This window comes from Paenibacillus athensensis (assembly GCF_004514475.2).
In the GTDB taxonomy this organism is placed as follows: Bacteria; Bacillota; Bacilli; order Paenibacillales; family NBRC-103111; genus Paenibacillus_AL; species Paenibacillus_AL athensensis.
Map to the genome: position 1 here is coordinate 238,760 of NZ_MYFO02000002.1, position 26,089 is coordinate 264,848.

A 26,089-nucleotide genomic window follows, 5' to 3' on the forward strand; every position below is an offset into this window, starting at 1 on the left:
CAGAAGCTGTTTCGTGCGGGGAGAACCTGAGCGAAGCGGCTTTTTTTCATCTAAGGGTACAAAAAAGAAACGCGGCCACCGGCTAGATCTGCCCGGGATCGACGAGCGGCGTCCAGAGCACGCCGGGCGTGTCGGCAGGGCCGTTCAGTCCAGCTGTACCAACCCACGGATGGCCGCCAGGCGCCGTGCCATGACACAAATGATGCTCCAGCAGCATCCTGAAAATAAACGGCAGCGGCCGGTTCAGCACCTCGGCGCGCGGAACCCAGTGCAAATCGCCTTCGCAGGTCGCGATTCGCGGATCGCAGTCGGTATGGCCGACGTAAAAAAACTGCTGGCGAATTTCCGCCCCGTTCAGCCGCAGCAGCACATAGCGCAGCTCCAGCCCGGCGATATCCCCTTCGGTGAGGCCGGTTTCCTCGAATATCTCGCGCACGCAAGCTGAACGCGGATCGTTCAGCTCCTCCGGCTCCATATGGCCGCCCACAGCGCCCCACAGACCTGGCGACAAGGTGCGCAGCAGCGAACGTTTCATCATTAACAACTCGTCCCGGCTGTTCCATAGCAGCGCAACGGACAACATCCGCAATCGAATCGAAGGCAGCAAGCGATTCCCTCCAAGCGTAATCAAGTCCAAGCAAGCAGCGCCTTGCGGCAATTCCTTCACAGCTTATCACGGCGGCAGAGAGTGCGGCAATGGTTGAATGCGGGCCGGGAAATTTACCTATTGCTTCGCTTGCGTCATTTCGCTATAATGTCCACTATACGGAAACATCAGTCTTTCCAGAGAGGACGATTAAGAAACGTGTCCGAGACCAAAGAGTTTTTCGAGCCGATGAAGCCGGACGAGCAGGAGCGGTACTATTTGATCCGCGAGGATATTTTGCCCGAAGGTGTGCTCAAGACGCTGCAAGCCAAGGAGCTTTTGGCCCGCGGAGCCGTCAAGACGGTCCATGAAGCCGTCGAGCTTGTCGGTTTAAGCCGCAGCGCGTTTTACAAATACAAGGATGCGATTCATCCGCTCAGCAAGCTGGATCGCGAACGCATTGTGACGATTTCGATGGATTTGGAGCACCGCGCCGGCATTTTGTCGCGCGTTCTGGCGCTGATTGCCGATTTGGACGGCAACGTGCTGACCATTCACCAGACGATTCCGCTGCAGGGCATGGCCAACGTCGTACTGTCGGTGGACACCTCGCTGATGGGCGAGCGGATTGGCGATTTGCTGGACCGCTTGCGCGCGCAGGAGGGCTTGCGAAGAGCAGTCGTGATCGGACAAGGCGGATAATGAAGAGAAGCTTATCCAGATAAGCAAACCGGGAGGGTATGGAATGAAACCGATTAAAGTGGGATTATTGGGACTGGGCACCGTAGGAACCGGTGTTGTGCGCATTGTGGAAGGCCATCAGGAGGATTTGCAGCGGCAAACCGGCGCAGCCATTGAAATCGCCAAAATTTTGGTGCAAGATAAAAGCAAGGCCCGCAGCATTGCGGTCGATCCCGACAAGCTGACGGAGAATCCGTGGGACATCGTTGGCGATCCGGACATTGACGTTATCGTGGAAGTGATGGGCGGCGTGTCTGTAGCCAAAGACCATATTCTGACGGCACTGGCCGGCGGCAAGCATATCGTTACGGCCAACAAGGACCTGATGGCGCTGCATGGCGCGGAGATTCTGGCCAAGGCGGCAGAGAAAAGCTGCGACGTGTTGTATGAAGCCAGCGTGGCCGGCGGCATTCCAATCATCCGCACGCTGGTCGAAGGCTTCTCATCCGACCGGATCACGAAGATCATGGGCATCGTGAATGGCACGACCAACTATATTTTGAGCAAAATGAGCCAAGAGGGCGCGGCGTACGCCGACGTGCTCAAGGAAGCGCAGCAGCTCGGCTATGCCGAAGCCGACCCGACGTCCGACGTCGAAGGTCTGGATGCAGCGCGCAAAATGACGATTCTCGCCACGCTGGGCTTCCATGCTCCTGTAGCGCTCGGCGATGTCGGCGCGAAGGGCATTTCGCAAATTTCCAAGGAAGATATCCAGTACGGCAAACAGCTCGGCTACACCGTCAAGCTGCTGGGCATTGCCGAAAACAATGACGGTCATATTTCCGTCAGCGTACAGCCGACACTGGTCAAAAATTCCCATCCGCTCGCATCGGTCAACGGCGTATTCAATGCCGTCTACGTATACGGCGAAGCCGTAGGCGAGACGATGTTTTACGGCCCGGGCGCGGGCGAGCTGCCGACGGCAACCTCCGTGGTCGCCGATCTCGTTGCCGTCGTGCGCAACCTGAAGCTGGGCATCAACGGTCGCCGAGTGCTGGCTCCATACAAGGAGAAGAAGCTGAAGACCGACGAGCAAATCGCCTACAAAAACTTCATTCTCCTGCAAGTGGAAGACAAAGCGGGCGTGCTGGCGCAAATCACGCAAATTTTTGCCCGTCACGAGGTTAGCCTTGAATCCGTCGTGCAGCATCCGGATGCCGGCAAGCCGCAAGCGGAAATTATCATCATTACTCATGACGCCAACCAGGCGAGCATGAAAAAGGTGCTCGACGAGTTCGGAACAATGGACGTCATCCATGCGATCAAAAGCGTATACCGCGTAGAAGGCTAATCGTAAGGTTAATTTCGTGAGCTTAATTTATAGAAAAGAGGCGCTATACAATAATGAGATATATGGGCTTGCTTCAAACGTACAAACAATATTTGCCGGTTAACGATCAAACCCCGCTGCTGACGCTGCACGAGGGTAATACGCCGCTGATTCGCGCGGACAAACTGTCCGAGGAGCTGGATCTCGACGTTTATTTCAAATATGAGGGCTTGAACCCGACCGGCTCCTTCAAGGACCGCGGCATGGTGATGGCTGTGGCCAAAGCGATGGAAGAGGGCAGCCGCACGATCATGTGCGCGTCCACCGGCAATACGTCGGCTGCTGCCGCCGCTTATGCCGCACGCGGCAATTTGAATTGCATCGTGCTCATTCCGAACAACAACATTGCACTCGGCAAGCTGGCGCAAGCGATCATCTACGGCGCCAAGGTCATCGCGATTGAAGGCAACTTCGACCGGGCGCTGGAAATCGTCCGCGAAATCACGGCCAAGCATCCGATCACACTGGTGAACTCGGTCAATCCGTACCGCATCGAGGGACAAAAAACAGCCGCTTTCGAAGTGTGCGATCAGCTCGGCCAAGCGCCTGACTACTTGGCGATTCCGGTTGGCAACGCCGGCAACATCACGGCGTACTGGAAAGGCTTTAAAGAATATCATGCAGCGGGCAAGTCGTCGTCGCTGCCTAAGATGATCGGCTTTGAAGCCGAAGGCGCGATGGCGATTGTCAAAGGCGAGCCGATCCGCGACCCGGAAACGATCGCTACAGCGATCCGCATCGGCAATCCGGCCAGCTGGGACAGCGCTGTGAATGCAGCGAACGAGTCGGGCGGCCAAATCAACTTCGTGACGGACGAGCAGATTTTGCACGCGTACCGGACGATTGCCGCGAAGGAAGGGATTTTTGCCGAGCCGGCTTCGGCGGCGTCGATTGCCGGCGTGATGAAGCTGAAAGCCGAAGGTTATTTCAAGGGCGGCGAGAAGGTTGTCTGCGTCTTGACCGGACACGGCTTGAAGGACCCGAACATCGCGATCAAAAGCGTAACCGGCGGCGAGCCGCTGGTCGTTCAGGATTCCGAAGAAGCGGTTATGGAAGCCATCCAAAAGCTGGAGGGGTGAGCTTTTCATGCACAACAGCAGGATTCGCGTAAAGGTTCCGGCCAGCACGGCCAATCTGGGACCCGGCTTTGACGCTCTCGGCATGGCGCTTGATCTGTACGCCTGGATCGACATGGCCGTTGCCGAGGAAACGACGATTGAATTGATCGGCGACCAAATGAAGGGACTGCCGACCGACAAAACGAATCTCGTCTACAAGGTGGCGCAAATGGTGTTTGATGCAGCCGGCGTTTCGCACCCCGAGCTGTCCATCGCCATGTACAGCGACATTCCGCTGACGCGCGGCCTCGGCAGCAGCGCATCGGCGATTGTCGGCGCGCTGGCCGGCGCCAACGCGCTGATCGGCGACAAGCTGACGCTGCAAGAGCTGTTCCAGATCGCCACGAGGCTGGAGAAGCATCCCGACAACGTCGGGGCCAGCTTGTTCGGCGGGCTTGTCGTCGCCTTCTGGGACGGCGAGCGGGCCGAATATGTACGGCTGGAGCCGGACGCCCATCTGGAGGCGCTGGTGGCTATTCCGGCGTTCCAGCTCTCGACGGAGAAGGCGCGCGGCGTATTGCCGCAGCAGCTTTCGCTGCGCGAAGCGGTCTATAATGTCGGCCACGCCTCTGTGCTCGTTGCGGCGCTGGCGACCGGCAATCTCGGCATGATTCGCCACGCGATGAAGGACGCGCTGCACCAGCCGCACCGCGCGGCGCTGATCCCCGGCATGACGGAGATTCTCGAACAGGCCGACCGGCACGGCGCGCTGGGCGCGGCGCTGAGCGGCGCAGGGCCGACGATGCTTGCGCTCGTCGATACCCGCAGCGACCGCAAGGACGAGCTGGAGGCGTTCCTGAAATCGACGTTCAGCCGCCACGGGATCGAAGCCAAGACGCTGTGGCTGAAGCCGGCGTCGGCTGGCGTCACGACCGAGCCCCTTGCGCCGGGCGCGCCCGATTTGAAGGCGATGCTGGCGGTGCAAGGCGAGGTGAGAGCATGAAGAAGCGGGTTGCGCTGCTCGGACCGGGCACGTTCTCGGAGGAATCGGCGTTTCATTTTTTGGGAGCGGACAGCTATGACTACGTGCCGTGCAAGCTGATTTCCGACGTGTTCAACCTGACGGCAGGCGGCGACTGCGAGTTGGGTGTCATTCCAGTGGAAAATACGCTGGAAGGCTCCGTCGTCCTGCACATGGACTGGCTCGTTCATGAGGTCGACCTGCCGATTCGCGGGGAATGGGTGTATCCGATTGACATGAACCTGATCGGCTATGTGCCGGAAGGTCCAATCGATCCGGACAACCCGTACGCCCACATCCGCCGCATTATGTCGCACCATGTCGTGCCGGCGCAGTGCAGCCGCTTTTTGAAGCAGCACCTGAGCGGGGCTGAATTCGAGATTGCGACCAGCACGGCTGAAGGCGTGCGTCTGGCCGGGGCGCTCAAGGATCCGACCGTAGCGGCGATTGGAACCGCTGCGGCTGCGGCGTTGTACAACGTGCCGATTTTATCGCGGGAAATTCAGGATCACAAAGACAACATGACGCGTTTTTTGCTGGTGGGTCAAGAGGCTCCCGAGCTGAAGCCGTCCGCTCACATCAAGACGACGATTCTGATCACGCTGCCCGAGGACTATCCCGGCGCGCTGCATCAGGTGCTGTCCGCGTTTGCTTGGAGGCGGATCAATCTGTCGAAGATTGAATCCCGTCCAACCAAAAAAAAGCTGGGCAACTACTATTTTTATATCGACATTGAAGGCTCGCTGGATTCGGTGCTGCTGCCGGGCGCGATTCAGGAAATCGAAGCGATCGGCTGCCAGGTTCGCATTCTGGGATGTTATCCGAGCTATGCGTATGCGCTGCATTCCACGGAAGCGTAGGGCTTGCGTACAGATCAGGCTGTTTTTCGAAGGCTGCCGGAACGACAGGTCCGTTAGCGGGCATCGCTAGCGCTGCAGGGGCCTGAGGCGTAAATCCAAGCTGCAAGTCGCTGGGGCTGCTTGCACGGCTCTTGCTTCCGAAGCCGGGGCAAGTGGGTGGTCTCAAGGTTTATCAATAGGCGGGAATCCCTTTCGCATGGAGCGGGAGGGATTTTTTTTGCCCGTAAGAAGGTCAAAAGCCCAGACTGATGCATAAACTGTACAGTCATGGAAAATGGGCACCCGGAGAGGCCACCATTTGAAGGAGGTATTCGGTTTGAGAATTCATATGGTCAAACAGGGCGATACGTTGTACGGACTTGGAGAAAAGTACCGGGTCAGCGTAGAGCAAATTATTGCGTTGAATCCGCAAATTGCCGATCCGAACAGAGTCGAGCTGGGCACGAAGGTGAAAATTCCGAGCGCGCCCAAGCCGGTTGCGCCGCCGGCAATGGAGATCGCCTACAAGCACGTTGTGCAGCAGGGCGACAGCTTGTGGAAGCTCGGCAAGGCTTGGGACGTTCCGCTGCAGGCGATGCTGCAGGCCAATCCGCATTTGAAAAATCCGAACGTGCTGATGACCGGCGACATTGTATTTATTCCGAAGTGGGGCGCGACGCCGCACGAGCCGCAGCCTGTGCCGCAGCCGGAGCTGCCGCAGGAGGTCGCGCCGCCCGCGGAGGAAATGCCGCAGGTTGTTCAGGAAGCAGCGCCAGCGGCTCCACAGGTTGCCGAAGAGGCTATGCCGGCGCCGATGCCGATGCCGGAGGAAGTGACGGTGATCATCGCCCCGGCCGCGCCGGCGGAGCCAGACGCCGAGGAGCCGGCGGTCATTTCCGGCCCGTCTGCCGACGAGGTAGGCTTGCCGGCAGGGCCGCTTTGTCCGCCGCCGCTGTCGGCTACGGGCGGCGACATCGGCTTGAGCCAGCCTTATCCGCAAGCGGCGCATCCGTTCAAGCAGCTGGAGATTACAGCTACGGAGGTGTTCGCTTCCGGCATGCCGCCAGCCGGAGCCTACGATCCGGCCGCCGCAGGCATGCCGGCTTATCCGCCAGCCTTCCCGTGGGAGGCGGCGGGAGTGGGCGGCAGCACCTATGGGCTGCCGATGCCTAACGGCATGCCGTCCGTGGCGGCTGCCGCAGGCGGTTGCGGCTGTGGCGGCCCGGCAGCCGTACAGCCGATGCCCGGCGCCGGCGAAGCCTGGCCGGGCGCGGGCTTTCCTGCGGCGATGTATCCGCCGCAGATGCTGCCGGCGGCGGTCCCGCAGATGGGCCAGCCGCCGATGGCTGCGGCGTTCGGCCTGCCGATGGGGCCGCCGCCGTTCCCGACCGGCCCTGCGGGCGCGCCGGGGCCGATGGAGCTTTACCCCGGCCCGTGTTATCCGGTCGGGGGGGATTTCTCGCCGCCGTGGATGGGCGCGCCGGGCATGCCGCCAGCCGGCGGCCCGATGAGTCCCATGCCTTACGGCATGGCGATGCCCGGCGGCCCGATGAGCCCGCCGTTTGCGCCGCCGATGGGCGGGCCCGGCTTCGGCATGCCGCCTGCAGGCTTCCCGCAGCAGGGAATGCCCGGAATGTCAGGAATGTCTGCAATGCCCGGAATGCCGGGAATGCCAGGAATGTCTGCAATGCCCGGGATGCCCGGAATGTCTGGAATGTCCGGAATGCCCGGAATGCCTGCGATGTCGGGAATGCCAGGCATAGAGGAAGCTTATTCCGGTACGCCGCTGCTTTCGCCGCAAGTGAAGACGCATCAGCTTACGACGGACATGGAAGAGGAGAAGGTCGAGTTGGATGTTCGGCCGTCCAAAAACGCCGCCAAATCTGAGGTCTCCGGCAAAATCGGCAGCTCGGCTGTGCGCAAGGCCAAGAGCAGAGCGGCAGGCAGCGCTTCGCTGCACGCATTAACCCGCAAGCGGCCAAACAGTCCGGCACGCCCGGAAGCCAAAGCCAACGGCCCTTGGATCAACGTGTAGTTTAGCCGACAGCGGTATCATATCCTTTACGGGTAAATCTGCTCATACGGCTGCTTGCGCCCCGTGGCGTGAGCAACGAACGGAACGCATTGTGCGCCGGTTGTTGCTCGCCGCGGGGCTTTTTGCGAAGATGGGGTGTGCAACGCCCGGATTGCGACCTTACGACGTTTATGGAGCGTGGTATGTAGGCCACACGGCGGCTGACAGGTCGGTGCAGCGACTGTTACCGGCCGGATGAGCAGCTCGACCGGCCCTCCGCCGTGGCATTTGCGCTTGGATCGCAGCTCGGCCTGTATGCTCCCGGCCCAAAGCCGCGCCGCCGCCCGCGCCATGCTCCCGGGCCAAAGCCGCGCCGCCGCCCGCGCCATGCTCCCGGGCCAAAGCCGCGCCGCCGCCCGCGCCATGCTCCCGGGCCAAAGCCGCGCCGCCGCCCGCGCCATGCTCTCGGCCCAAAGCCGCACCGCCGCGCGGCCATGCTCTCGGGCCAAAGTCGCGCCGCTGCCCGGCCATGCTCTCGGGCCAAGCCGCGCTGCCGCCCGCGCCATGCTCTCGGCCCAAAGCCGCACCGCCGCCCGCGCCATGCTCTCGGCCCAAAGCCGCACCGCCGCCCGCGCCATGCTCTCGGCCCAAAGCCGCGCCGCCGCCCGGCCATGCTCTCGGGCCAAAGCCGGGCCGCCGCGCCCGCGCCATGCTCTCGGCCCAAAGCCGCACCGCCGCGCCAGCGCTCTGCTCCCGGCCCGCCAGTGGTCTCTACCTGCGCGGCCAACCAAACAAAACAGGCCCCGGCCAATTCGCCGGAGCCTGTTTACTATTTTTTTCCCGAACCGGCACGTCCGCGTTCAGGCGATCATGCCAATTGTAAAAAACACCATGAGGCCAACCACGAAATTCATGCCCCATTTTTTGCGCAGCAGCTCGCGTCCGCGGTGCAGGCGCGTTTTGACCGTCGTCACCGGAAGCTGAAGCTTGTCGCTGATTTCCTGCAGCGAAAGCTCCTCCATGTAATACAAGGTGATTACCGCCTTGTATTTGTCGGCCAGCTTGTTGATGGCTTTGCGGACATGCTCTTGCGTTTCCGTCTGCAGCACGGCGTGCTCAGGCGTATGGTCTTGACTGGCCAGCTTGCTGTAGTAGCTGTAGTCGTCATCAGCGTCCGACAGCTCGGCGTCGAGCGACTGTACGGGCTTCTTTTTGCGCAGCAGATCGATGGCGACATTTTTGCCGATGCGGTAAATCCACGTCGAAAACTTCTGGCTTTCATCATAGTGGTTCAAATTCAGATACACGCGCATAAACGTTTCCTGCACGATGTCCTCTGAATCGGGCCGGTTGTGCAGCATCCGGTACGCCAGGCGCTGAATTTTGCTGCGGTACAGCTCAACCAGTTCCACGAACGCTCCCCGGTCGCCGGTGCGAGACAGCTGGATCAAACGAAGCTCAGCGACATTCATGTTCTTCCCCTCCTACATCTTACCAATCTATATCGAAAACGTTTAGAAAGTATGAGAAAAATAAAAAAAATTCGCTCGGCGCTGCCGAAAAAATCGTCCTACTCTGACTATATCATTTCTACGGCTACAGTCAAATGGCAGATGCCTCGCTGACGGCAAAAAAGCCCGTTACCGGGCGGCATGGGCCTGTTTATGCCCCACGGAAGCGGGAATGGAGGCTGTGGCCCCCGGTTGGTTGTCCGGCGGCGCCTGACTGTGCTCCAGTTCGTTCCATAATGCTACGGTACACCAGAGCAGCACAGTACCGATGATCAGCAGCGTCGTCCGTTTGACGGGCAGCTTGCGGTTTATTTTCATAACGGCTTCACCATCCAAAGGTCAATTGACTTGTTGTTACATTAGACGCATGTATATAGACGTATCCCTGCACGGAATTGTTTCACCGTTTCCTCCTTCTATGGTAAATGATGTATACGCCCTTGCGCAAATGGAAACAATACGAGCAAAACGAGAATAGAAGGCGATTGTGATGAGAAGTTTCCCTTTTTGGAAGCAATTGAAAAAAAAGCTGATGCGCAAACGGCGCGGCTGGCTTGCTTTGGCAGCGCTGCTGCTGCTGACTACCGCGGCTTGGCGGTTGACGCAAGCGGGCGGCTGGCCGGGCATTGACGCGACAGCGGTGTCGCTGGGCGTGACGGCGGAGCCGCAGCAAACAGAGCAGAACGCCAGGCTGGCTCAGGCGGCTGAGCTGTTAAAGGGGCTGGACGGCGCACGGGAAACCTATTTGCGCAAATCATATGTTTGCGGCGAGGAATCGCAGCGGCTCGGCTTGTGGACAGCGGAGCGGATGCTGGAGGAGCTGGGCAGGCACCCGGATTGGACGCCGTCGCTGGACCCGGGCGGCAAGGTTACGTTTACGCAGCAGATTGACGATTTATCGCCGTCCTGCAAGGATCAGGCGGTGTTCGGCATCGACGCGGACGGCAATTTGTCGCTGTTCAGCGGCGCGCCGGGCAAGGACAACATCATCCGCACATTTTTTCAGCTGAATATTCGCCATTTGGAGAGCAGCCTGCCGCGAGAGACGGTCAAACAGCTTCACGACGGCATTCGCATATCCGATTTGGCCGAATACAACAGCGTGCTGTCGACATTCAGCGATTATGCGGTGGAAGAGGACAAGCGGGCGATGACGACGCCGTAAGGCCGGTTGTGACGGCTCGTACAGGACGGGCTGTACACTCACTGTACAAGGCGTCCTATGCAGACGGCTTATGCTCGGTGCTGCAGGAGCGCCAAGACGGCGTACGCAAGGCGAGCGCGGCAGCTCGCTGCGCTGTGTCGCGGAACGCATGCCCGGCATTTGCGGGCACGATAAAGCGCGTACAGCGCTATTATTGAGGTAGACAGCGGAAAGAACCGCGGTCTATCTCTTTTTTTTGTTATCTGCTATAATGACAATGATACATATGTTCGCTTTTTGAGAATGGGAGAGAAGATTGTGCGCATTTTGGGCATCGACCCTGGCATCGCGATTGTCGGGTTCGGTTTTATCGATAAAATCGGCAGCAAGCTCGTTCCCGTACAATACGGCTCGATTCAGACTGAAGCGCACCGCGATCCGGGCCTGCGGCTGCAGGACGTGTATGACGCGACGCGTCAATTGATTGACAAATACAAGCCGGATGCAATGGCCATTGAGAACCTGTTTTTTAATCGCAACGTGACGACGGCGTTTACGGTGGGGCAAGCGCGGGGCGTTATGATTTTGGCCGGCGTGCAGGCCGGGCTGCCGATCGGGGAATATACGCCGCTGCAGGTGAAGCAGGCCGTGGTCGGCTACGGCAAAGCCGAGAAGCATCAGGTACAGGAAATGGTCAAGATGTTTCTGAAATTGGCCGCAGTACCCAAGCCGGACGACGTTGCGGATGCGCTGGCCGTTGCGATCTGTCACGCGCATGCCTCCACGCTGCAAACCAAAATAGACGGAGCTGTGAAACGATGATCGATTTCCTCAGAGGAACTGTTGCGCTGCGCGAAAGCGAATATGCCGTGCTGGACGTAGGCGGAGTCGGCTACCGGGTGTTTTGCCCGAACCCTTATGCGCTGCCGCAGAAAGACAATGAAGCGGTGACGCTGTTTACTCATTATCATGTGCGCGAGGACGCACATTTGCTGTTTGGCTTTTTGACCCGCGAGGAACAAAGCTTGTTCCGTCTGCTGCTGGAGGTGACCGGCATCGGACCTAAGGTCGCGCTTGGCGTTTTGGCCGGAGGGGGCCGTCCGGAAGCGGTTGTGGCGGCGATTTGCCAGGAGAATCTGTCATTTTTGACGAAGCTGCCGGGCATCGGCAAAAAGACGGCGCAGCGGATCATTCTCGATTTGAAGGACAAGCTGGGAGGCTTTGCCGGCGCAGGATTGAGCGGCGCGGAAGCGGTCGAGGCGCTTGGCGGCGGGTTGGTCCGTCCGGTTGCTGTCGGCGAAGGCGGCATCGCTTGGGCCGAAGCGAAGGAAGGGCTGATGTCGCTTGGCTATACGGAAACGGAAGCGGACCGGGCATGGCAGAAGGTGAAGGCAAAGGTCAAGGACGGCGATTCGGTAGACGTGGTTATGAAGCTGGCGCTGCAGGCTTTATATACGATGTAAGGCGATAAGACTTCTGGGAGGGAAGCTGTATGGATGACCGGATCATATCCGCTCATTTGATGATGGAGGATCAAGTCGCCGAGCTCAGCTTGCGTCCGCGTTATTTGGCCGAATATATCGGACAGGCGCAGGCCAAGGAGAACCTGAAGGTGTATATCGAGGCGGCCAAGCAGCGGAAGGAAGCGCTGGACCACGTTCTGCTGTACGGACCGCCGGGATTGGGCAAAACGACGCTGTCGAACATCATCGCCAATGAATTGGGCGTCAATATCCGCACGACGTCGGGGCCGGCGATTGAGCGGCCAGGCGATCTGGCGGCGATTTTGACGAATTTGCAGGAAGGCGACGTGCTGTTCATCGACGAGATTCATCGTCTCCACCGGACTGTGGAAGAGGTGCTGTATCCGGCGATGGAGGATTACGCGCTTGACATTATTATCGGCAAAGGCCCGAGCGCCCGCTCGGTGCGGCTGGATTTGCCGGCATTTACGCTGGTCGGGGCAACGACGCGCGTCGGTCTTTTGTCCGCGCCGCTGCGCGACCGTTTTGGCGTTGTCAGCAGGCTGGAGTATTACACAGTCGATGAGCTGACTTATATCGTTTCGCGCACCGCCGATATTCTTGGCGTGCAGATGGTTGGCGAAGCGGCCCGCGAGGTCGGCTTGCGGTCGCGCGGTACGCCGCGAATCGCCAACCGGCTGCTCAAGCGGGTTCGCGATTTTGCCCAGGTGCGCGGCGACGGCGTGATTACGCTGGAGCTGGCGCGCGCGTCGCTCAAGCTGCTCCAGGTTGACGACCTCGGCCTGGACGAGATCGATCACAAAATGCTGCGGGCGATCATTCTGAGCTTTCAGGGCGGCCCAGTGGGCCTGGATACGATTGCTGCGACAATTGGTGAAGAGGGCCAGACGATTGAAGACGTCTATGAGCCGTATTTGCTGCAAATCGGCTTTCTCCAGCGCACGCCGCGCGGCCGGATGGTGACGCCGCTGGCGTACCGGCATCTGGGACTGCCGCAGCCCGATGCGCGCAGCTAGGCTAGGCGTTACGGCTGGCTAACTGCCAAGTCTCTTGCGGAGTCCGCCGCGCTGCGACAGGCGCAGCGACCCCAAGAGACGTCCGTTTTTCTGGAGCAAGGCGATCCGCCATATAGACCGGCTCCTGTTTTCTCCTTCCGCCGCTGGGCTGGGGGAGATTTTTTTGTCTGGCCAAAACTTCTTGGCGTTTTTGGCGTCTATAGCTTTGAAAGATTCGGAGAATTGAGAATGAGAGAGGATTTGTAAAATATGCCCCTGAAGACATGGCTGCCCCGTAAGTCCGCCGCCTTTGCTGCTGCGTTCGCGCTGATCGCCGGCACGCTGCCTGCGGCTGCACCCGTCGCCCATGCCGCTCACTGGGACACCATTCGTGTCGCACTATTGATGAATGCCAGTAAATATACGCTGATAGAACCTGCCGTCACCCTGACGGCTTCCGCAGGACTGACCATTGGCGTCGAGAACGGCGGCGTGTTCGCTCCGCTGGCGACGATCGCCGGGCCGGCCGTTGTGCGCGGCTCGCTGGACGCTTACAGCGTCATGCTGCTCGAAACGGCCGATTTCGCCGCGGCCAAGTCGCTGTACGCCAAGCTGGCCACGCTGCCGAACGACGGGTACATCTTGAGTCGCTCCAAAGCGGGCAAATTGCTGTACCAGGTGTATTACGGCAGCTTTGGCTCGCGCGAGGAAGCGGACAGCTTCAAGACGCAGGCGCTGCTGGACCCGGCCGTCGCCTCGCTGGCCCAAGGCGGCGCGCTGGCGGCGATTTCCGGGCCGCTGCACCTGGCCGTCGCGACCTACGCGACGGAAGCGCAGGCGCAGGCGCAAATCGCCTCGCTGGCGCTCGCCGGCCTGCCGGCCGAGCTGGCGCTGCAGCTGGACGCCACCGGCAAGCCGGTGTACAGCGTCTGGCTCGGCAGCGTCTCGACGCCGCAGGAGCTGGCGGCGCTCAAGCAGCAGGCCGCGCCGCTGCTGCAGGGCTTGCCGCTGCCGCAAGCCGACACGTCGGCGCCGTATGTGCTGCGCCGCGCCGACGTAACGGCGTCGGCATCCGCCACGGACGCCGCCGTGGCCCATTACGCCGCTGGCGGCGGCGGGCAGAAGACGCTGTTCCGCACCCAGATGGGCGGCATTGCGGTCAAGGAGCATTTTGCCCGGGCCTATCGCGGCGATTTGGAGCTGAGCGCGTTTAACAACCGGCTCGCGCTGATTAACGTGCTGCCGTTCGAGCAATACCTGTACGGGGTGGTCAGCTCCGAGCTGAGTGCAAGCTGGCCAAGTGAAGCCCTGAAGGCGCAAGCCGTCGCTGCGCGCACGTATGCGATTCGTCAGGGCAATAAATATCAGATTGCCAATGTGACCGATACGACGCTGGATCAGGCGTACAACGGGCTCTCCCGCGAATTCGACGCTGCGGTCCAGGCCGTGGACGCGACGAAGGACGAAGTGCTTGTCGATCAAAGCGGGACGCTGATCACGCCGTTCTATTCCTCCAACGCCGGCGGCACGACCGCCGATCCCAGCGAGGTGTGGGGTACGCCGATTCCGTATCTCAAAAGCGTCCCCAGCCCCGACGACGGCGCAACTGCCGGCAAGCTCCCGTGGTATCGCGTATCGCTTGCCGACGGGCGCAGCGGCTACGTGCGTTCCGATTATCTCAAAAGCACGGGGCAAAAAAACGCCGCCGGCCAGCTGATTTACGAATCGACGGAAGCGGGCGTCAACGTCCGCCCGGCCCCTTATGTCGATAATACGTCCAACGCGTCGATCTATCAGCTCAGCGCCAAGGAGCGGGTGACCGTGACGGGCCAGGAGACGGAGTCCAATGCGTATTCCTGGATTCGCGGCCCTTACACGGCGGCGGAGCTGGCTGCGAAGCTGAGCTCGTCCGGCGTGGATTTGAGCGGCGGGCTGAAGACGCTGGAGGTCAGCAAGCGCGGGCCGTCCGGCCGCGTGATCGAGCTGAAGGCCAACGGTCAAGTCGTCAAAACATCCAATCCCGACGCTTTGCGCACGCTGCTTGGCAGCCTGCCGAGCACGCGGTTTGAAATTGAAGGATCGGGAAGTTATACTAATAATGCTGCATCTGCAGATACCGGCGCCGCCGGAGCCGCGGCATCGGGCGTGGCGGTCGCATCGCGCGACGCCTCCGTCAAGGCTGGAGGCGACACGTTGTTCGTCTTATCGGGCAGCGGCGACCCGCCGACGGCGCGCAAGACGGCGGATCTGACCGTGCTCGGCGCAAACGGCGCGGCCCAAGCGCCTGTACAGCCTCCGGTCCAGACGCCGGGAGGCGCATCCGGCCAGACGTTCGTTTTCAAGGGAACGGGCTTCGGTCACGGGCTCGGCATGTCCCAATGGGGTGCGCGCGGCTATGCAGAGTTGGGCTATGATTATACACGCATACTCCAGGCTTACTATTATGGAGTCACTATCGTTAAGGAATGAATACTAGCTGATGGACGTACAAGCATTTGATTTTGAACTGCCGGAATCGTTAATTGCCCAGACGCCGCTTGCCGAGCGCACGGCGTCAAGGCTGCTTGCTCTCAATAAAGCGACGGGCGCGATTGAGCATCGCCGCTTTAACGAGCTAAGCGACTATTTGCAAGCCGGGGATTTGCTCGTGATGAACGACACGCGGGTAATTCCAGCCCGGCTTTTTGGCGTGAAGCCCGATACGGGCGCAAAGGTGGAAGTGCTGCTGCTCAAAGCGCTGGAGAACGACCGCTGGGAAGCGCTCGTGCGCCCGGGCAAAAAGCTGAAGACCGGAGCCGTCATCCGCTTCGGCGAAAGCGACGGCGACAGCGGCGCGCCGCTGCTGTGGGCCGAGGTGCTGGAGGAGGGCGAGATGGGCGCGCGCGTGCTGCAATTTCGCTACGAAGGCATCTTTAACGAGCTGCTGGAGCGGCTCGGCCAGATGCCGCTGCCGCCCTATATTAAAGAGCAGCTGCCCGAGAAGGAGCGCTATCAGACCGTTTATGCCAAGCATGAGGGATCGGCTGCCGCGCCGACCGCCGGTCTGCATTTTACGCAAAGCTACCTGCAGGAGCTCCAGAACAAGGGCGTCAAGCTGGCTTTTGTCACGCTGCATGTCGGACTTGGCACATTCCGGCCGGTGTCGGCGGAGCGGGTGGAGGAGCATGAAATGCACGCCGAGTATTACGAGCTGCCAGCCGAAACCGCCGCGCTGATCAATGAGACACGCGCTGCCGGTCGTCGCGTTGTGGCCATCGGCACGACCTCAGCGCGCACGCTGGAGTCGGTAGCCCAGCTCTCGCTGACACCGGAAGGCGACCTTCGCGAGCTGCAGGCGGCAAGCGGCTGGACGAGCATTTTTATTTATCCGGGGTACACGTTCCGCGTCGTCGACGCGCTGCTGACGAACTTCCATTTGCCCAAGTCAACGCTTTTGATGCTGATTAGCGCTTTGGCCGACCGGGAGACGATCATGCGCGCTTATGAAGAAGCCGTTCGTGAACAGTACCGATTTTTCAGCTTCGGCGACGCGATGTTTATTTACGAGAACGGGAAGTGATTCAAGTTGGCTGCTATCACCTATGAGCATATCAAAACCTGCAAGCAGTCCGGGGCGCGCCTCGGACGCATTCATACCCCGCACGGCGTAATCGAGACGCCGGCTTTTATGCCGGTCGGTACGCAAGCGACGGTGAAAACGATGAGCCCCGAGGAATTAAAAGCGATGGACGCTCATATCATATTAAGCAACACATACCATCTGTTTTTGCGTCCCGGCCACGAGCTGGTGAAGGCGGCTGGCGGATTGCACAAGTTCATGAACTGGGATCGGCCGATTCTCACCGACAGCGGCGGCTTTCAGGTGTTCAGCTTGAGCGACATGCGCAAAATCAGCGAAGAGGGCGTGCAGTTCAAGTCCCATTTGAACGGGGACAAGCTGTTCCTCTCGCCGGAGAAAGCGACGGAAATTCAGAATGCGCTTGGCTCCGACATCATGATGGCGTTCGACGAGTGCCCGCCTTTTCCGGCGGAATACGACTACCTCAAACGGTCGCTGGAGCGGACAAGCCGCTGGGCCGAGCGCTGCCTGCAAAGTCACGCTCGCCCGCACGACCAGGCGCTGTTCGCCATCGTTCAGGGCGGGATGCACGCCGACCTGCGCCGGCTCAGCGCGGAGCAGTTGACTTCGCTGGATTTCCCGGGGTATGCTATTGGAGGACTCAGCGTCGGTGAACCCAAAGACATCATGTATCGCGTATTGGAGGAAACGACGCCGCTCTTGCCGGCCAGCAAGCCCCGTTATTTGATGGGCGTCGGCTCGCCGGATGCGTTGATTGAAGGCGCGATTCGCGGCATCGACATGTTTGATTGCGTCCTGCCAACGCGGATTGCCCGTAACGGAACGTGCATGACCAGCCAAGGCCGGCTCGTCGTGCGCAACGCCAAGCATGCCGAAGACTTCGGCCCGCTGGACCCGAATTGCTCCTGTTACGCCTGCACGAACTACAGCCGGGCGTACATCCGGCATTTGATCAAGGCGGACGAAACGTTTGGCATCCGTTTGACGACGTACCACAACCTGCACTTTTTGCTTCAGCTCATGCGCGATGTCAGACAAGCGATCCTGGAGGATCGGCTGCTTGACTTCCGCGACGCTTTTTTTGCGGCATACGGGCTGAATGATAGCGAAAGAGGCTTTTAGGAAAGGAGGATTCCGCTATGTATACTTGGGCAGACGCTGCCGCTACGACAAGCAGCACAGGGATGCAAGGATATTTAATTACATACGGGCCGCTCGTGCTCATGTTCGTCGTGCTTTACTTCTTACTTATCCGTCCCCAGCAAAAGAGACAGCGCACGCGCAATCAGATGCTGAGAAATCTCAAGAAAGGCGACAAAGTCGTCACAATCGGTGGTTTGCACGGCTCGATTATGGAGATTACGGACGATATCATTGTCCTTCGCGTTAACGACGCGACCAAGATGACGTTCGACCGTTCGGCCATCAATACGGTAACTGCAGTCGGCGAAGAAAAGAAGTAAACCGGAACGAAACCAAAAAAGCGAGACCCGCCATTCCGGGATCTCGCTTTTTTCTCGCCTGCGCGCAGGGCGATTACATTTCGTTTTTCTTGAAATTCTGTTTGAGCAGTGCGCGCTCGCCAAGCACGAGACGGCCTTCGCTGATGCGCAAGCCCAGCCGTGCGGCGAAAATACCCAGCAGCATACCCGCACACATGTCGGACAGCCAGTGAATGCCGAGGTAAAAGATCGAGAAGATGATGAACGCTGCATTCAGCGGTACGAAAATCTTCCAGAACGCGCTGCGGCTTCGCATGGCGATGACAGCCATTGAGACGGAAATCGACGTATGCAGGCTCGGGAAGCAATTGTCCAAACCCGACAGCGGCCGGTAATCCTGTTCAAAGGTCGGGAACGCCTTGGTAATCAGCAGGTCGACATTCGGATGGAACGCCCATACCTCATTGACCGGGAAAAATAGAAAGAACGGAATCGCGATCATGTAGTTAAACATCAGCGCGCAGCAAACGGCGTAGACGAGCTTGTAATTTTTCTCAAACGTATAAATGCCGATGGATGCAATCATAACAGCGGGGAAGACGATGACGTAAAAATAGCTGCTGACGTAAGTCAGCGCGTCATTGTGAAACAAATGCTGGATGGAAGCGACGAAATTGCCCTCGATGCCAAAAATCGATTTGGTGAAATCGGCGCGGTAGTGCATGCCGCGTTCGACCCACAGCTCTGCCTTGTTGAAAAACAAAATCGCGATCATGCCGACGAAATGCAGCATATATTTGCGTGAGGTGAAAATTTCCTGCACGAACAGGCCGGCGGTGGAAAACGGATTTTTGCGGGTTCCGAAAAGCAGGAAAAAAAACACGGTGATGACAATATATACAGTGGCATGTGTCATCGACACAAACGGACTCATGGTGGTTCCCCCTACATATGGAAATGGGCTGTTGAACAAAGGACTATGACATTATACCACATTCGGGAGAAAAAAGTGATGATTTCACGCAACCGACTTATTTGCGAGAATTGACCCCGAGCATGCCCCCCAGCGCCGCTGCGGCAAAGGCAATGCCGAGCAACTTGAGCGATTGCAGGTTAAACCCCGCATCGAAGGCCAGAAAACCAACGAGAAACACGATGACGAAATAAAGGATGCCCAGCAGCGCTCCGTGATACCAGCCGCGACTGCCCGCACGCTTGCCCGTTACCCAGCCGCCAACGAGCAGCGAAGCGCCGTGAATAATCAGGACCAACGTGCCCAGCGAGCTTTCCTGCGTTTTGGTCAACAGTAGAAACAGCGATGTAATTAGTGTACCGACGGTCATCATGATTAATGAGTACAGCAGGCCGGAAAATAAAGGTGAGCTTATGCGAACCTGACTGACGCGGTTCATGGGGTTCATGCGCATCATTCCCTTCTTTGGAAAACGTCTTTTTAACATCATCTTATGGCCAGGCTCATAGAAATAGTACAAACTCTTAGCGGAAAAGGAAGTGTAGCCATGACGGACGTTACGCGCGACCCGGCCATGTGGCAGCCGATTTGCGCGCTGCTGATCTTTGCCGCGGCTTATGTGCTTTTTGTCATCGAAAAATGGAATCGTTCGCTCGTCGCGCTGGGCGGGGCCCTGCTCGCGCTTGCGCTCGGCTTGTTCCCGCTGAAGGCAGGATTTGCCAGCTACTTTAGCGGCCAATTGCTGCTGCTGCTCGTCAGCATGTACGTCATCTCGGTTTGCTTGCATCAAACCGGGCTCCTCGCGGCTGCAGCCAGCGCCATTGTGCGCAAAACGCGGGCCCGCCCGATGGCGATCGCGCTGTGGCTGTCGCTGCTTGCCGCGCTTGGCGCGGCGCTGACCGACGCGCTGGTCGTCATCGCCGCGCTGACGCCGCTGTCGCTGGAGACAGCCAAGCGGCTGCGCTTGTCGCCGATGCCCCTGCTCGTCGGACAAATCATGTCCGCGTGCATTGGCGGCGGCGCGACGCTGCTGGGCAGCGGCCACAGCCGGATCATCGGCGCAGCGGCGTCCGGCAGCTTCCTGCATTACGCGGCGGCGCTGGCGCCGCTGATGGCGCTGCTGCTGCTGATCGTGCTGCTGGCTGTGCGGCTGTTGTACGGCCGGAAGCTGCTCGCGTCGGAAGCGAACAAACGCGAGCTGCTGGCGCTCCAGCCTCACGACCAGCTCGCCGAGCGCTCCGTTACGCTGCCGTCGCTCTTGATCGGCCTGCTCGTGCTGGCGGCGTTGCTGCTCTCCGGCTGGCTCGGCTGGCAGGCCGCTTATATCGCCGCCGCCGGAGCCGCCGCCCTGGCAGCCGTCCAGTACCGCGAGTGGCTCGCGCCGCTGCGCAGCCGGGATTACCGGACGGCGCTGCGCACCGTCAGCGATTCCGGCCTCATCTTTTATTTCGGCTTGCTCATCATGGCCGGGGCGCTCGGCTGGACAGGTGTCGGCCGTTTTCTCGCCGACCGGGCGCTGGAGCTGAGCCAGGGCAGCGTGCCGCTGCTCAGCCTGCTGACATTGTGGCTGTCCACGCTCGGCGGGGCTGTGCTGGAGCATGTCCCGCTGGCCGCCGCCGCCGCTACAGTCGTGCAGGACATGGGCCGCCAGCTGCAGCAGGCGGGAATAGGCTCGGCCGATCCGCTCTGGTGGGCGCTGTCGGCAGGCATCTCGCTGGGCGGCGGCGCGACGCTGCTCAGCTCCTACGCCGGCATGGCGGCGGCGGGCATGGCCTCGGCGCAAAGCGCCGGCTTCCGTCACGTTGATTACGTGAAAGCGGCGCTGCCGTTATCGCTGCTTTTACTGCTAGTTGCTTCGTTATATTTCAAGCTGTTTTTGCTCTAATTGCCAACAATTGAATACGCAATAATTGCATGATGCCGCGCGTCGGCGGTCAGAATACCCAATGAACTCCGGCAAGAGCCAGATCAAGGAGGTCTCGAACAATGGATATTCTGACCATTTTTTTTCGCACCGTGCTGGTCTATTTCGTCGTGTTTCTCATGCTGCGCATTATGGGAAAGCGGGAAATCGGCAAGCTGAGCTTGTTTGATCTGGTCATTTCCATCATGATCGCGGAAATTGCCGTATTCGTACTGGAGGATTCGAACAAGCCGCTGACTGACGGACTGGTGCCCATGCTCACGCTCGTGCTGATTCAGGTATTGATGGCGTTTTTGGCGCTGAAAAGCCGAAAGCTGCGCTTGATGTTCGACGGCAAACCGAGCGTGCTGATTGAAAAAGGCGTGATCAATCGCGAGGAGATGCGCAAGCAGCGATACAATCTGGACGATTTGATGATGCAGCTGCGGCAAAATCGCGTCAGCAATGTCGCCGATGTGGAATTTGCGATTCTCGAGGCTTCCGGCAAGCTGAGCGTGCTCGAAAGAAACGGGAGCAGGGAGACGGGGACACCCGCGCCTGAGCAGGGCGGCGTCGCAGAGGGCAAGCAGGGGCAGGGGGAAGGGGTGCCAGGCAGGTCCGGACACAAGCCGGAGCAAGCCGCAGCCGCGCTGCCGCCCGAGGCACTCGCTTCGGAGAGCTTGCAGGAGAAGCGGGAGCCTGCGCGCATCCGCTATGAAGGTCTGCCGCTGCCGCTGATCATGGACGGTCGGGTGCAGGACGACAATCTGGACAAGCTCGGCAAAACGCGCTTCTGGTTGAAAAACCAGCTCCAGGCCAAGGGCGTGTTCGATTTTAAGGAAGTGTTTTTCTGCTCGATTGATCACCGCGGCCGGTTGTATCTGGACCGCAAGCGTTAAAATTGAACGGAGTTTTGCCATTGCGCGGCACAGCAAAAAAGGCCCGTTGTCCGGTGTGCCCCGGTTCAGCGGACCGCTTTTCGCTAGCGGAGTATTTTTTTGCCCAGCTTGACGATGCGCTGGAGGTCGCTGGCCAGCACCAGCTTGAAGGCAGCGATCAGCAGCAGATACACGATCAGCCCGGCCAGGCACGCGCAGGTAAAGCGCAGCCAGTCGGCGGCGGCCCAAGGGCCGTACATGACGGCGAAGGCGGCAAGCCCGGAGCCGGCGACAGCGAGCAGCGTTTTGGCAAAATCGCCGGCCTGCATGCGGAATTGCAGCAAGCGAACGACGCTATGCCAATGAAGCGCGGTAACCAGCACAATATTGGCGTTGATCGCGATAATCGCGCCGCGGATGCCCAGCTCCGGCTTGCTGGCCAGCCACACGATCAGCGTAAGCTTGACGGCTGCGCCGACGAACGTGTTGATCAGCGCAGCGCCGGGCTTGTCTAGCGCCTGCAGAGCGGCTTGCAGCGGCGCTTGCAGATAAATGAACAGCGCGATGGGCGCCATAATTTTGAGCATGACGCCCACATCGGGCTGATTGTACATAAACTTGCAAATCGGCTCAGCCAGTACAAACATCAGGGCGGCGAAAGGCGCGCCGGTAACAAGCGCCAGGCGCAGCGACTGGTGGAGCCGCTTGTGGATCGTCGGCAGGTCCTTGCGGGCGGCCGCTTCGCTGAGCGAGGGAATCAGCGAGACGGACAGCGAGAAGGTCAGCGCGCTCGGCAGGAGCAGCACCGGAATGACCATGCCCTGCAGTGCCCCGTATTGTGAGGTGGCAACTGCAGCGGAAAGGCCGGCAGCGGCCAGACTTTGCGCGATCAGAATCGATTCGAGCAAATAGGAGCCGGCTCCGACCAGCTTGCTCCCGGTTACGGGCATGGCGATACGAAGCAGCCGCCGCAGGCTCGATCCGCTGGCGGCAGCAGGCAGCGTGCCGATGCTGGCGCGCACGGCGGGTATGCGGCCGGACCGGAAGTGGAGCAGCAGCACGAGCATGCCGCCGGCTTCGCCGAGCAGCACGCCGATCATCGCGCCGGCAGCGGCAAACTCGATACCGAGCGGCAGCATGGCTTTGGCGCAAACAAGCACCATCACGATGCGGATCAGCGTTTCGATAATTTGCGATAGCGCGGTTGGGATCATATTTTGCCGTCCCTGGAAGTAGCCGCGGAACACCGAAGAAACCCCGATGATCAGAATGATCGGACTCATGCACACGAAGGTGTAATATACGCGCGGATCGGTCAGAAGATGCGAGGTAATCCATTTGGAGCCGGCCAGGCAGACGGCGGTGAACACGAGGCCAAGCGAGCTTGTGAGTCCGAGCGAGACGCGGAGAATCGAACGGACGCGCTGCTCGTTGCGCTCGGCTTCCGCTTCGGCGACCAGCTTGGCAATCGCCACGGGAATACCGCCGGTGACAATCGTCAGCATGACGACGAGAAACGGCCAGCCCATTTGATACAAGCCGACGCCTTCCGCCCCGATCACCCGGGGCAAAGTGATGCGCGGAATGAAGCCGAGAATGCGGTTGAGAATGCCGGCAGCCATCAGGATCAGAGTTCCTTTAATAAACGATTGCTTGGTCAATGCCCATTCCTTCTTCCTCTACGGCAGGTAGTTAGTTCATACCTATGCAGCGGAAGGCCAAGCTCATGCTAACATTTTCGGACAGGCGCAAGCGCGGCAGGCAGGAAAACGGCGCACAGACGGCGAATATAGGACATTTGGAACCATTAGCTCATTCGGGAGGACCGTCCATGAACGAAGAAGACAAGATCGTAGAGCCGCAGGCGGAGAAAGCCGCTGAAGCTGAACCGGTTGCCGAGCAATCGCCCGAAGACGCGGGGCTGTCGGAAAGCAGCGAAACCGCTGAGCCGTCGCCCGAGGACGCGGAGCTGCCGGAAAGCAGTCCAACGGCTGAGACTTCGCCCGAAGACGCGGATTTGCCGGAAAGCGGCGGCGAGACCGAGGTGCAGCTTACGGAGAACGAGCTGAACGAATTAATCGAAAACCTTTGCCTCAGCAAAGCCGAGGAATTCAGAATGCTGGGCTACGAGCATGTCGGCGGCAAGGAGGTTTGGGACTGTGTCAGCGACAAATACCGGAAATTCGGCATGCCGCCGCTGCATCAGATCGTCAACGATATATTGTCGCTTAAATCGACGCAATTTATGAACTGGATGACGATGAGCGCTTTCAAGGGGGGCCCATTCTGAGGAAGGGGCTTATTTTTTTGCCGCTAGCGGCGGAAGGGGGCGAAATAAGGCAAATTGACTCGATTTTCGCGCATGAGTATAATAGGCATATTGAGGATGGAAGGGAGACAGGGTAGTATATGGATGTAAAAAGGATTTCGGTCTTTTTCTTGACCGTCGTTGTCACGCTGGCCGTGATCGTATGGTCAAGCCCGGATCTGGTGAAAAAAATTCGCCTTGGCTTGGATTTGAAGGGCGGATTTGAGATTCTGTATACGGCGGAGCCGATTGAGGCCGGACAAGCCGTAACCAAGGAATCGCTTTCAGAGACGGCAAAAAGTTTGGAAAAACGGGTGAACGATCAGGGGATCGCCGAGCCTGAGATTACGACCGAGGGCAAGGACCGCATTCGCGTTCGTCTCGCCGGCGTAGCCAACGAGCAAGAGGTTAGAAATACGCTGAAAAAGCCGGCGGAGCTGTCGTTCCGCGGACCGGACGGCACCAAGGAAATGATCGGCAGCGATTTCAAGGTCGGCGGAGCGAAGCTGGGCTTCGACCAAACGAACAGACCGCAAATTCAGGTGGAAGTGAAGGACCCTGCCAAGCTGAAGGCGGTTACCGAGAAGCTGATCGGACAACCTCTGGCGATTTATTTGGATGAAAAGCAGCTTTCGGCTCCGGTCGTACAAGGCGTAATTCCAAATGGTATCGCTACCATTTCCGGCAATTACACGTATGACGAAGCCAAAAGCCTGACCGATACGATCAATCTCGGCGCGCTTCCGCTGAAGCTGACCGAGAAGTATTCGCAGGTAGTGGGCGCTTCCTTGGGTCAACTGTCGCTGGAGCAAACCGTGCGGGCCGGCCTGATCGGCTCGATCATTATTTTGCTGTTCATGGTGCTGTACTACCGCATTCCGGGTCTGGTCGCAGCGTTCACGCTGATTACGTACACGTGGCTGCTGCTGCTGATTTTCGACTGGCTGAATGCGACGCTGACGCTTCCGGGCATCGCTGCTTTCGTGCTCGGCATCGGGATGGCCGTCGATGCGAACATCATTACGTATGAACGGATCAAAGAAGAAATTCGCACGGGCAAAAGCATGCTGTCCTCGCTGAAAGCAGGCTCCAAGCATTCGTTCAGGACGATTATGGACGCCAATATTACGAACATCATCGCAGCGATCGTGCTGTACTCCTTCGGCATCGGAGCGATCCGCGGCTTTGCCGTTACGACGATTATGAGCATTGTGCTCAGTATTCTGACGAACGTGTTCTTGTCCAGATTGCTGATGCATTTGCTGATTCGCGGCAATCTGTTCAAAAAGCCGGCTTATTTTGGCGTGAAGGAGGCAGATATCCGTGAACTTTGAGAATCGTTTTGATTTTATGAAAAACCGGCGGAAATTTTTCGCCATCTCGATCATTATCACTGTGCTGGGCCTCGTCACGCTGCTCACGCTCGGCTTGAATCTGGGCGTTGACTTCAAGGCCGGTACGTCCATCGACATTTCCACCGGCAAGACGACCGATAAGGCCAAAGCCGACGAGCTGTTCGACAAAGCGGGCGTCAAGCCGGCCGTGTTGACTATTGGCGGCGATAACAACGATCGCGTCTCGGTGCGCTTTGACGAAGTGCTTAGCGAAGACAACGTGCAGAAGGTGGCCGATGCGTTCAAGAGCGAATTCGGCGATCAGGTCTCGCAGGAAGTGAACACCGTATCGCCGGATATCGCCAAGGAGCTTGCGATTAAAGCGATCTACGGCGTAGCCATCGCCAGCGTAGCGATCAGCATTTACGTCAGCATCCGCTTTGAATGGCGTTTTGCGGTTGCAGCGATCATTGCGATTTTGCACGATGCCTTCATCGTAATCAGCATGTTCTCGATTTTCCGTCTGGAGGTCGATTTGCCGTTCGTGGCCGCGGTGCTGACGACAATCGGTTATTCGATTAACGACAAGATCGTTATTTTCGACCGGATTCGCGAGAATCAGCGTTTCAGCAAAATCCGCAATTCGGAAGATTTGTCCAAGATGATTCACAACAGCATTTGGCAGACGATGGCCCGGAACATCAATACGGTGCTTACGGTGCTCATTGCTGCGCTGTGCTTGTTCATCTTCGGCAGCGAATCGATCAAGCTGTTCGCGCTGGCGAAAATCATCGGTCTGACCAGCGGCGCGTATTCCTCGATTTGTATCGCGAGCCCGCTGTGGTTCCTGCTCAAAGACAAATCCAATTCCAAGAAGAAACAGGTCGCACAACAAACATAAACCATTTATTCGACAGCCGCGTGAAGCACTCGCGCGGCTTTTGTATC

The 26,089-nt window shown here is 59.0% G+C and carries 26 protein-coding genes; 19 read left to right on the top strand and 7 right to left on the bottom strand.

Annotated features, from left to right (window positions below):
- Positions 1 to 82 precede the first annotated feature (82 nt).
- Positions 83 to 607 carry an NUDIX hydrolase gene (locus B5M42_RS05110; RefSeq protein ID WP_230632689.1) on the bottom strand — a complete coding sequence of 175 codons (525 nt, stop codon included), beginning with the start codon at positions 605 to 607 and terminating at the stop codon, positions 83 to 85.
- A 228-nt stretch (positions 608 to 835) separates the two neighbouring features.
- Here B5M42_RS05110 and B5M42_RS05115 point away from each other — a divergent pair, with 228 nt between their 5' ends.
- The 6 genes from B5M42_RS05115 (at position 836) to B5M42_RS05140 (ending at position 7,610) form a co-directional block, all read left to right on the top strand.
- Entirely contained in the window at positions 836 to 1,288 is a 453-nt protein-coding gene (locus tag B5M42_RS05115; RefSeq protein ID WP_134755789.1) for an ACT domain-containing protein, read from the top strand.
- 43 nt (positions 1,289 to 1,331) lie between these two features.
- A complete protein-coding gene (locus B5M42_RS05120; protein ID WP_134755681.1) occupies positions 1,332 to 2,618 on the top strand; it encodes a homoserine dehydrogenase in 1,287 nt (428 codons plus the stop codon).
- A gap of 53 nt (positions 2,619 to 2,671) precedes the next feature.
- Positions 2,672 to 3,736: a threonine synthase gene (gene thrC, locus B5M42_RS05125; RefSeq protein WP_134755679.1), complete on the top strand. Its 1,065-nt coding sequence runs from the start codon at positions 2,672 to 2,674 to the stop codon at positions 3,734 to 3,736.
- Between the two features lie 7 nt (positions 3,737 to 3,743).
- On the top strand, positions 3,744 to 4,718 hold the full coding sequence (thrB, locus tag B5M42_RS05130) for a homoserine kinase (RefSeq protein ID WP_134755677.1): 975 nt from the start codon (positions 3,744 to 3,746) through the stop codon (positions 4,716 to 4,718).
- The gene (gene pheA / locus B5M42_RS05135) at positions 4,715 to 5,596 is read left to right on the top strand and encodes a prephenate dehydratase (protein WP_134755676.1); all 882 of its coding nucleotides are present in this window, start codon (positions 4,715 to 4,717) and stop codon (positions 5,594 to 5,596) included. The genes thrB and pheA overlap by 4 nt, the downstream gene beginning before the upstream one ends.
- Before the next feature lie 316 nt (positions 5,597 to 5,912).
- Positions 5,913 to 7,610, top strand: a complete 1,698-nt coding sequence (locus B5M42_RS05140; protein WP_167690166.1) for a LysM peptidoglycan-binding domain-containing protein — start codon at positions 5,913 to 5,915, stop codon at positions 7,608 to 7,610.
- Between the two features lie 168 nt (positions 7,611 to 7,778).
- On the opposite strand, the gene B5M42_RS05145 is transcribed toward B5M42_RS05140, so the two are convergent.
- The 3 genes from B5M42_RS05145 to B5M42_RS05155 all read right to left on the bottom strand — a co-directional run bounded on the left by B5M42_RS05145 (position 7,779) and on the right by B5M42_RS05155 (position 9,418).
- Positions 7,779 to 8,240 carry a hypothetical protein gene (locus B5M42_RS05145; RefSeq protein ID WP_230632691.1) on the bottom strand — a complete coding sequence of 154 codons (462 nt, stop codon included), beginning with the start codon at positions 8,238 to 8,240 and terminating at the stop codon, positions 7,779 to 7,781.
- 209 nt (positions 8,241 to 8,449) lie between these two features.
- Positions 8,450 to 9,061, bottom strand: coding sequence for an RNA polymerase sigma factor SigW (gene sigW, locus B5M42_RS05150; RefSeq protein ID WP_134753390.1), 612 nt, complete (start codon positions 9,059 to 9,061; stop codon positions 8,450 to 8,452).
- A 168-nt stretch (positions 9,062 to 9,229) separates the two neighbouring features.
- Positions 9,230 to 9,418 carry a hypothetical protein gene (locus tag B5M42_RS05155; protein ID WP_134753388.1) on the bottom strand — a complete coding sequence of 63 codons (189 nt, stop codon included), beginning with the start codon at positions 9,416 to 9,418 and terminating at the stop codon, positions 9,230 to 9,232.
- 172 nt (positions 9,419 to 9,590) lie between these two features.
- Between B5M42_RS05155 and B5M42_RS05160 the strand changes: the two genes are divergently transcribed.
- From B5M42_RS05160 to yajC, 8 genes are all read left to right on the top strand, one after another.
- On the top strand, positions 9,591 to 10,265 hold the full coding sequence (locus B5M42_RS05160) for a BofC C-terminal domain-containing protein (protein WP_134753386.1): 675 nt from the start codon (positions 9,591 to 9,593) through the stop codon (positions 10,263 to 10,265).
- 297 nt (positions 10,266 to 10,562) lie between these two features.
- On the top strand, positions 10,563 to 11,066 hold the full coding sequence (ruvC, locus tag B5M42_RS05165; protein ID WP_134753384.1) for a crossover junction endodeoxyribonuclease RuvC: 504 nt from the start codon (positions 10,563 to 10,565) through the stop codon (positions 11,064 to 11,066).
- Positions 11,063 to 11,707, top strand: coding sequence for a Holliday junction branch migration protein RuvA (ruvA, locus tag B5M42_RS05170; RefSeq protein ID WP_134753382.1), 645 nt, complete (start codon positions 11,063 to 11,065; stop codon positions 11,705 to 11,707). The genes ruvC and ruvA overlap by 4 nt, the downstream gene beginning before the upstream one ends.
- Before the next feature lie 29 nt (positions 11,708 to 11,736).
- Positions 11,737 to 12,744, top strand: a complete 1,008-nt coding sequence (ruvB, locus tag B5M42_RS05175; RefSeq protein ID WP_134753380.1) for a Holliday junction branch migration DNA helicase RuvB — start codon at positions 11,737 to 11,739, stop codon at positions 12,742 to 12,744.
- A gap of 249 nt (positions 12,745 to 12,993) precedes the next feature.
- The gene (locus tag B5M42_RS05180; RefSeq protein WP_134753378.1) at positions 12,994 to 15,192 is read left to right on the top strand and encodes a SpoIID/LytB domain-containing protein; all 2,199 of its coding nucleotides are present in this window, start codon (positions 12,994 to 12,996) and stop codon (positions 15,190 to 15,192) included.
- Positions 15,193 to 15,202: 10 nt separating this feature from the next.
- The gene (gene queA, locus B5M42_RS05185) at positions 15,203 to 16,282 is read left to right on the top strand and encodes a tRNA preQ1(34) S-adenosylmethionine ribosyltransferase-isomerase QueA (protein ID WP_134753376.1); all 1,080 of its coding nucleotides are present in this window, start codon (positions 15,203 to 15,205) and stop codon (positions 16,280 to 16,282) included.
- Between the two features lie 6 nt (positions 16,283 to 16,288).
- Complete coding sequence (gene tgt, locus B5M42_RS05190) at positions 16,289 to 17,425, top strand: tRNA guanosine(34) transglycosylase Tgt (RefSeq protein WP_134753374.1); 1,137 nt, start codon at positions 16,289 to 16,291, stop codon at positions 17,423 to 17,425.
- 17 nt (positions 17,426 to 17,442) lie between these two features.
- A complete protein-coding gene (gene yajC / locus B5M42_RS05195) occupies positions 17,443 to 17,766 on the top strand; it encodes a preprotein translocase subunit YajC (RefSeq protein ID WP_134753372.1) in 324 nt (107 codons plus the stop codon).
- A 73-nt stretch (positions 17,767 to 17,839) separates the two neighbouring features.
- Here the strand turns inward: yajC and B5M42_RS05200 are convergent, their stop codons facing one another.
- Positions 17,840 to 18,679: a phosphatase PAP2 family protein gene (locus B5M42_RS05200; RefSeq protein WP_134753370.1), complete on the bottom strand. Its 840-nt coding sequence runs from the start codon at positions 18,677 to 18,679 to the stop codon at positions 17,840 to 17,842.
- Positions 18,680 to 18,776: 97 nt separating this feature from the next.
- On the bottom strand, positions 18,777 to 19,166 hold the full coding sequence (locus B5M42_RS05205; RefSeq protein WP_134753368.1) for a TIGR04086 family membrane protein: 390 nt from the start codon (positions 19,164 to 19,166) through the stop codon (positions 18,777 to 18,779).
- Between the two features lie 99 nt (positions 19,167 to 19,265).
- Between B5M42_RS05205 and B5M42_RS05210 the strand changes: the two genes are divergently transcribed.
- Together B5M42_RS05210 and B5M42_RS05215 are read left to right on the top strand one after the other, a co-directional pair.
- The gene (locus tag B5M42_RS05210) at positions 19,266 to 20,603 is read left to right on the top strand and encodes an SLC13 family permease (RefSeq protein ID WP_167689957.1); all 1,338 of its coding nucleotides are present in this window, start codon (positions 19,266 to 19,268) and stop codon (positions 20,601 to 20,603) included.
- A gap of 101 nt (positions 20,604 to 20,704) precedes the next feature.
- On the top strand, positions 20,705 to 21,520 hold the full coding sequence (locus B5M42_RS05215; RefSeq protein ID WP_134753364.1) for a DUF421 domain-containing protein: 816 nt from the start codon (positions 20,705 to 20,707) through the stop codon (positions 21,518 to 21,520).
- An 83-nt stretch (positions 21,521 to 21,603) separates the two neighbouring features.
- On the opposite strand, the gene spoVB is transcribed toward B5M42_RS05215, so the two are convergent.
- Positions 21,604 to 23,160: a stage V sporulation protein B gene (spoVB, locus tag B5M42_RS05220; RefSeq protein ID WP_134753362.1), complete on the bottom strand. Its 1,557-nt coding sequence runs from the start codon at positions 23,158 to 23,160 to the stop codon at positions 21,604 to 21,606.
- A gap of 170 nt (positions 23,161 to 23,330) precedes the next feature.
- Here spoVB and B5M42_RS25480 point away from each other — a divergent pair, with 170 nt between their 5' ends.
- From B5M42_RS25480 to secF, 3 genes are all read left to right on the top strand, one after another.
- On the top strand, positions 23,331 to 23,789 hold the full coding sequence (locus B5M42_RS25480; protein WP_134753360.1) for a post-transcriptional regulator: 459 nt from the start codon (positions 23,331 to 23,333) through the stop codon (positions 23,787 to 23,789).
- Between the two features lie 119 nt (positions 23,790 to 23,908).
- Positions 23,909 to 25,141 (top strand): protein translocase subunit SecD, encoded by a 1,233-nt coding sequence (secD, locus tag B5M42_RS05230; protein WP_134753358.1) that lies wholly within the window; start codon positions 23,909 to 23,911, stop codon positions 25,139 to 25,141.
- Positions 25,131 to 26,042: a protein translocase subunit SecF gene (gene secF, locus B5M42_RS05235; RefSeq protein ID WP_134753356.1), complete on the top strand. Its 912-nt coding sequence runs from the start codon at positions 25,131 to 25,133 to the stop codon at positions 26,040 to 26,042. Before secD ends, secF begins: the two co-directional genes overlap by 11 nt.
- The last annotated feature ends 47 nt before the right edge of the window (positions 26,043 to 26,089 follow it).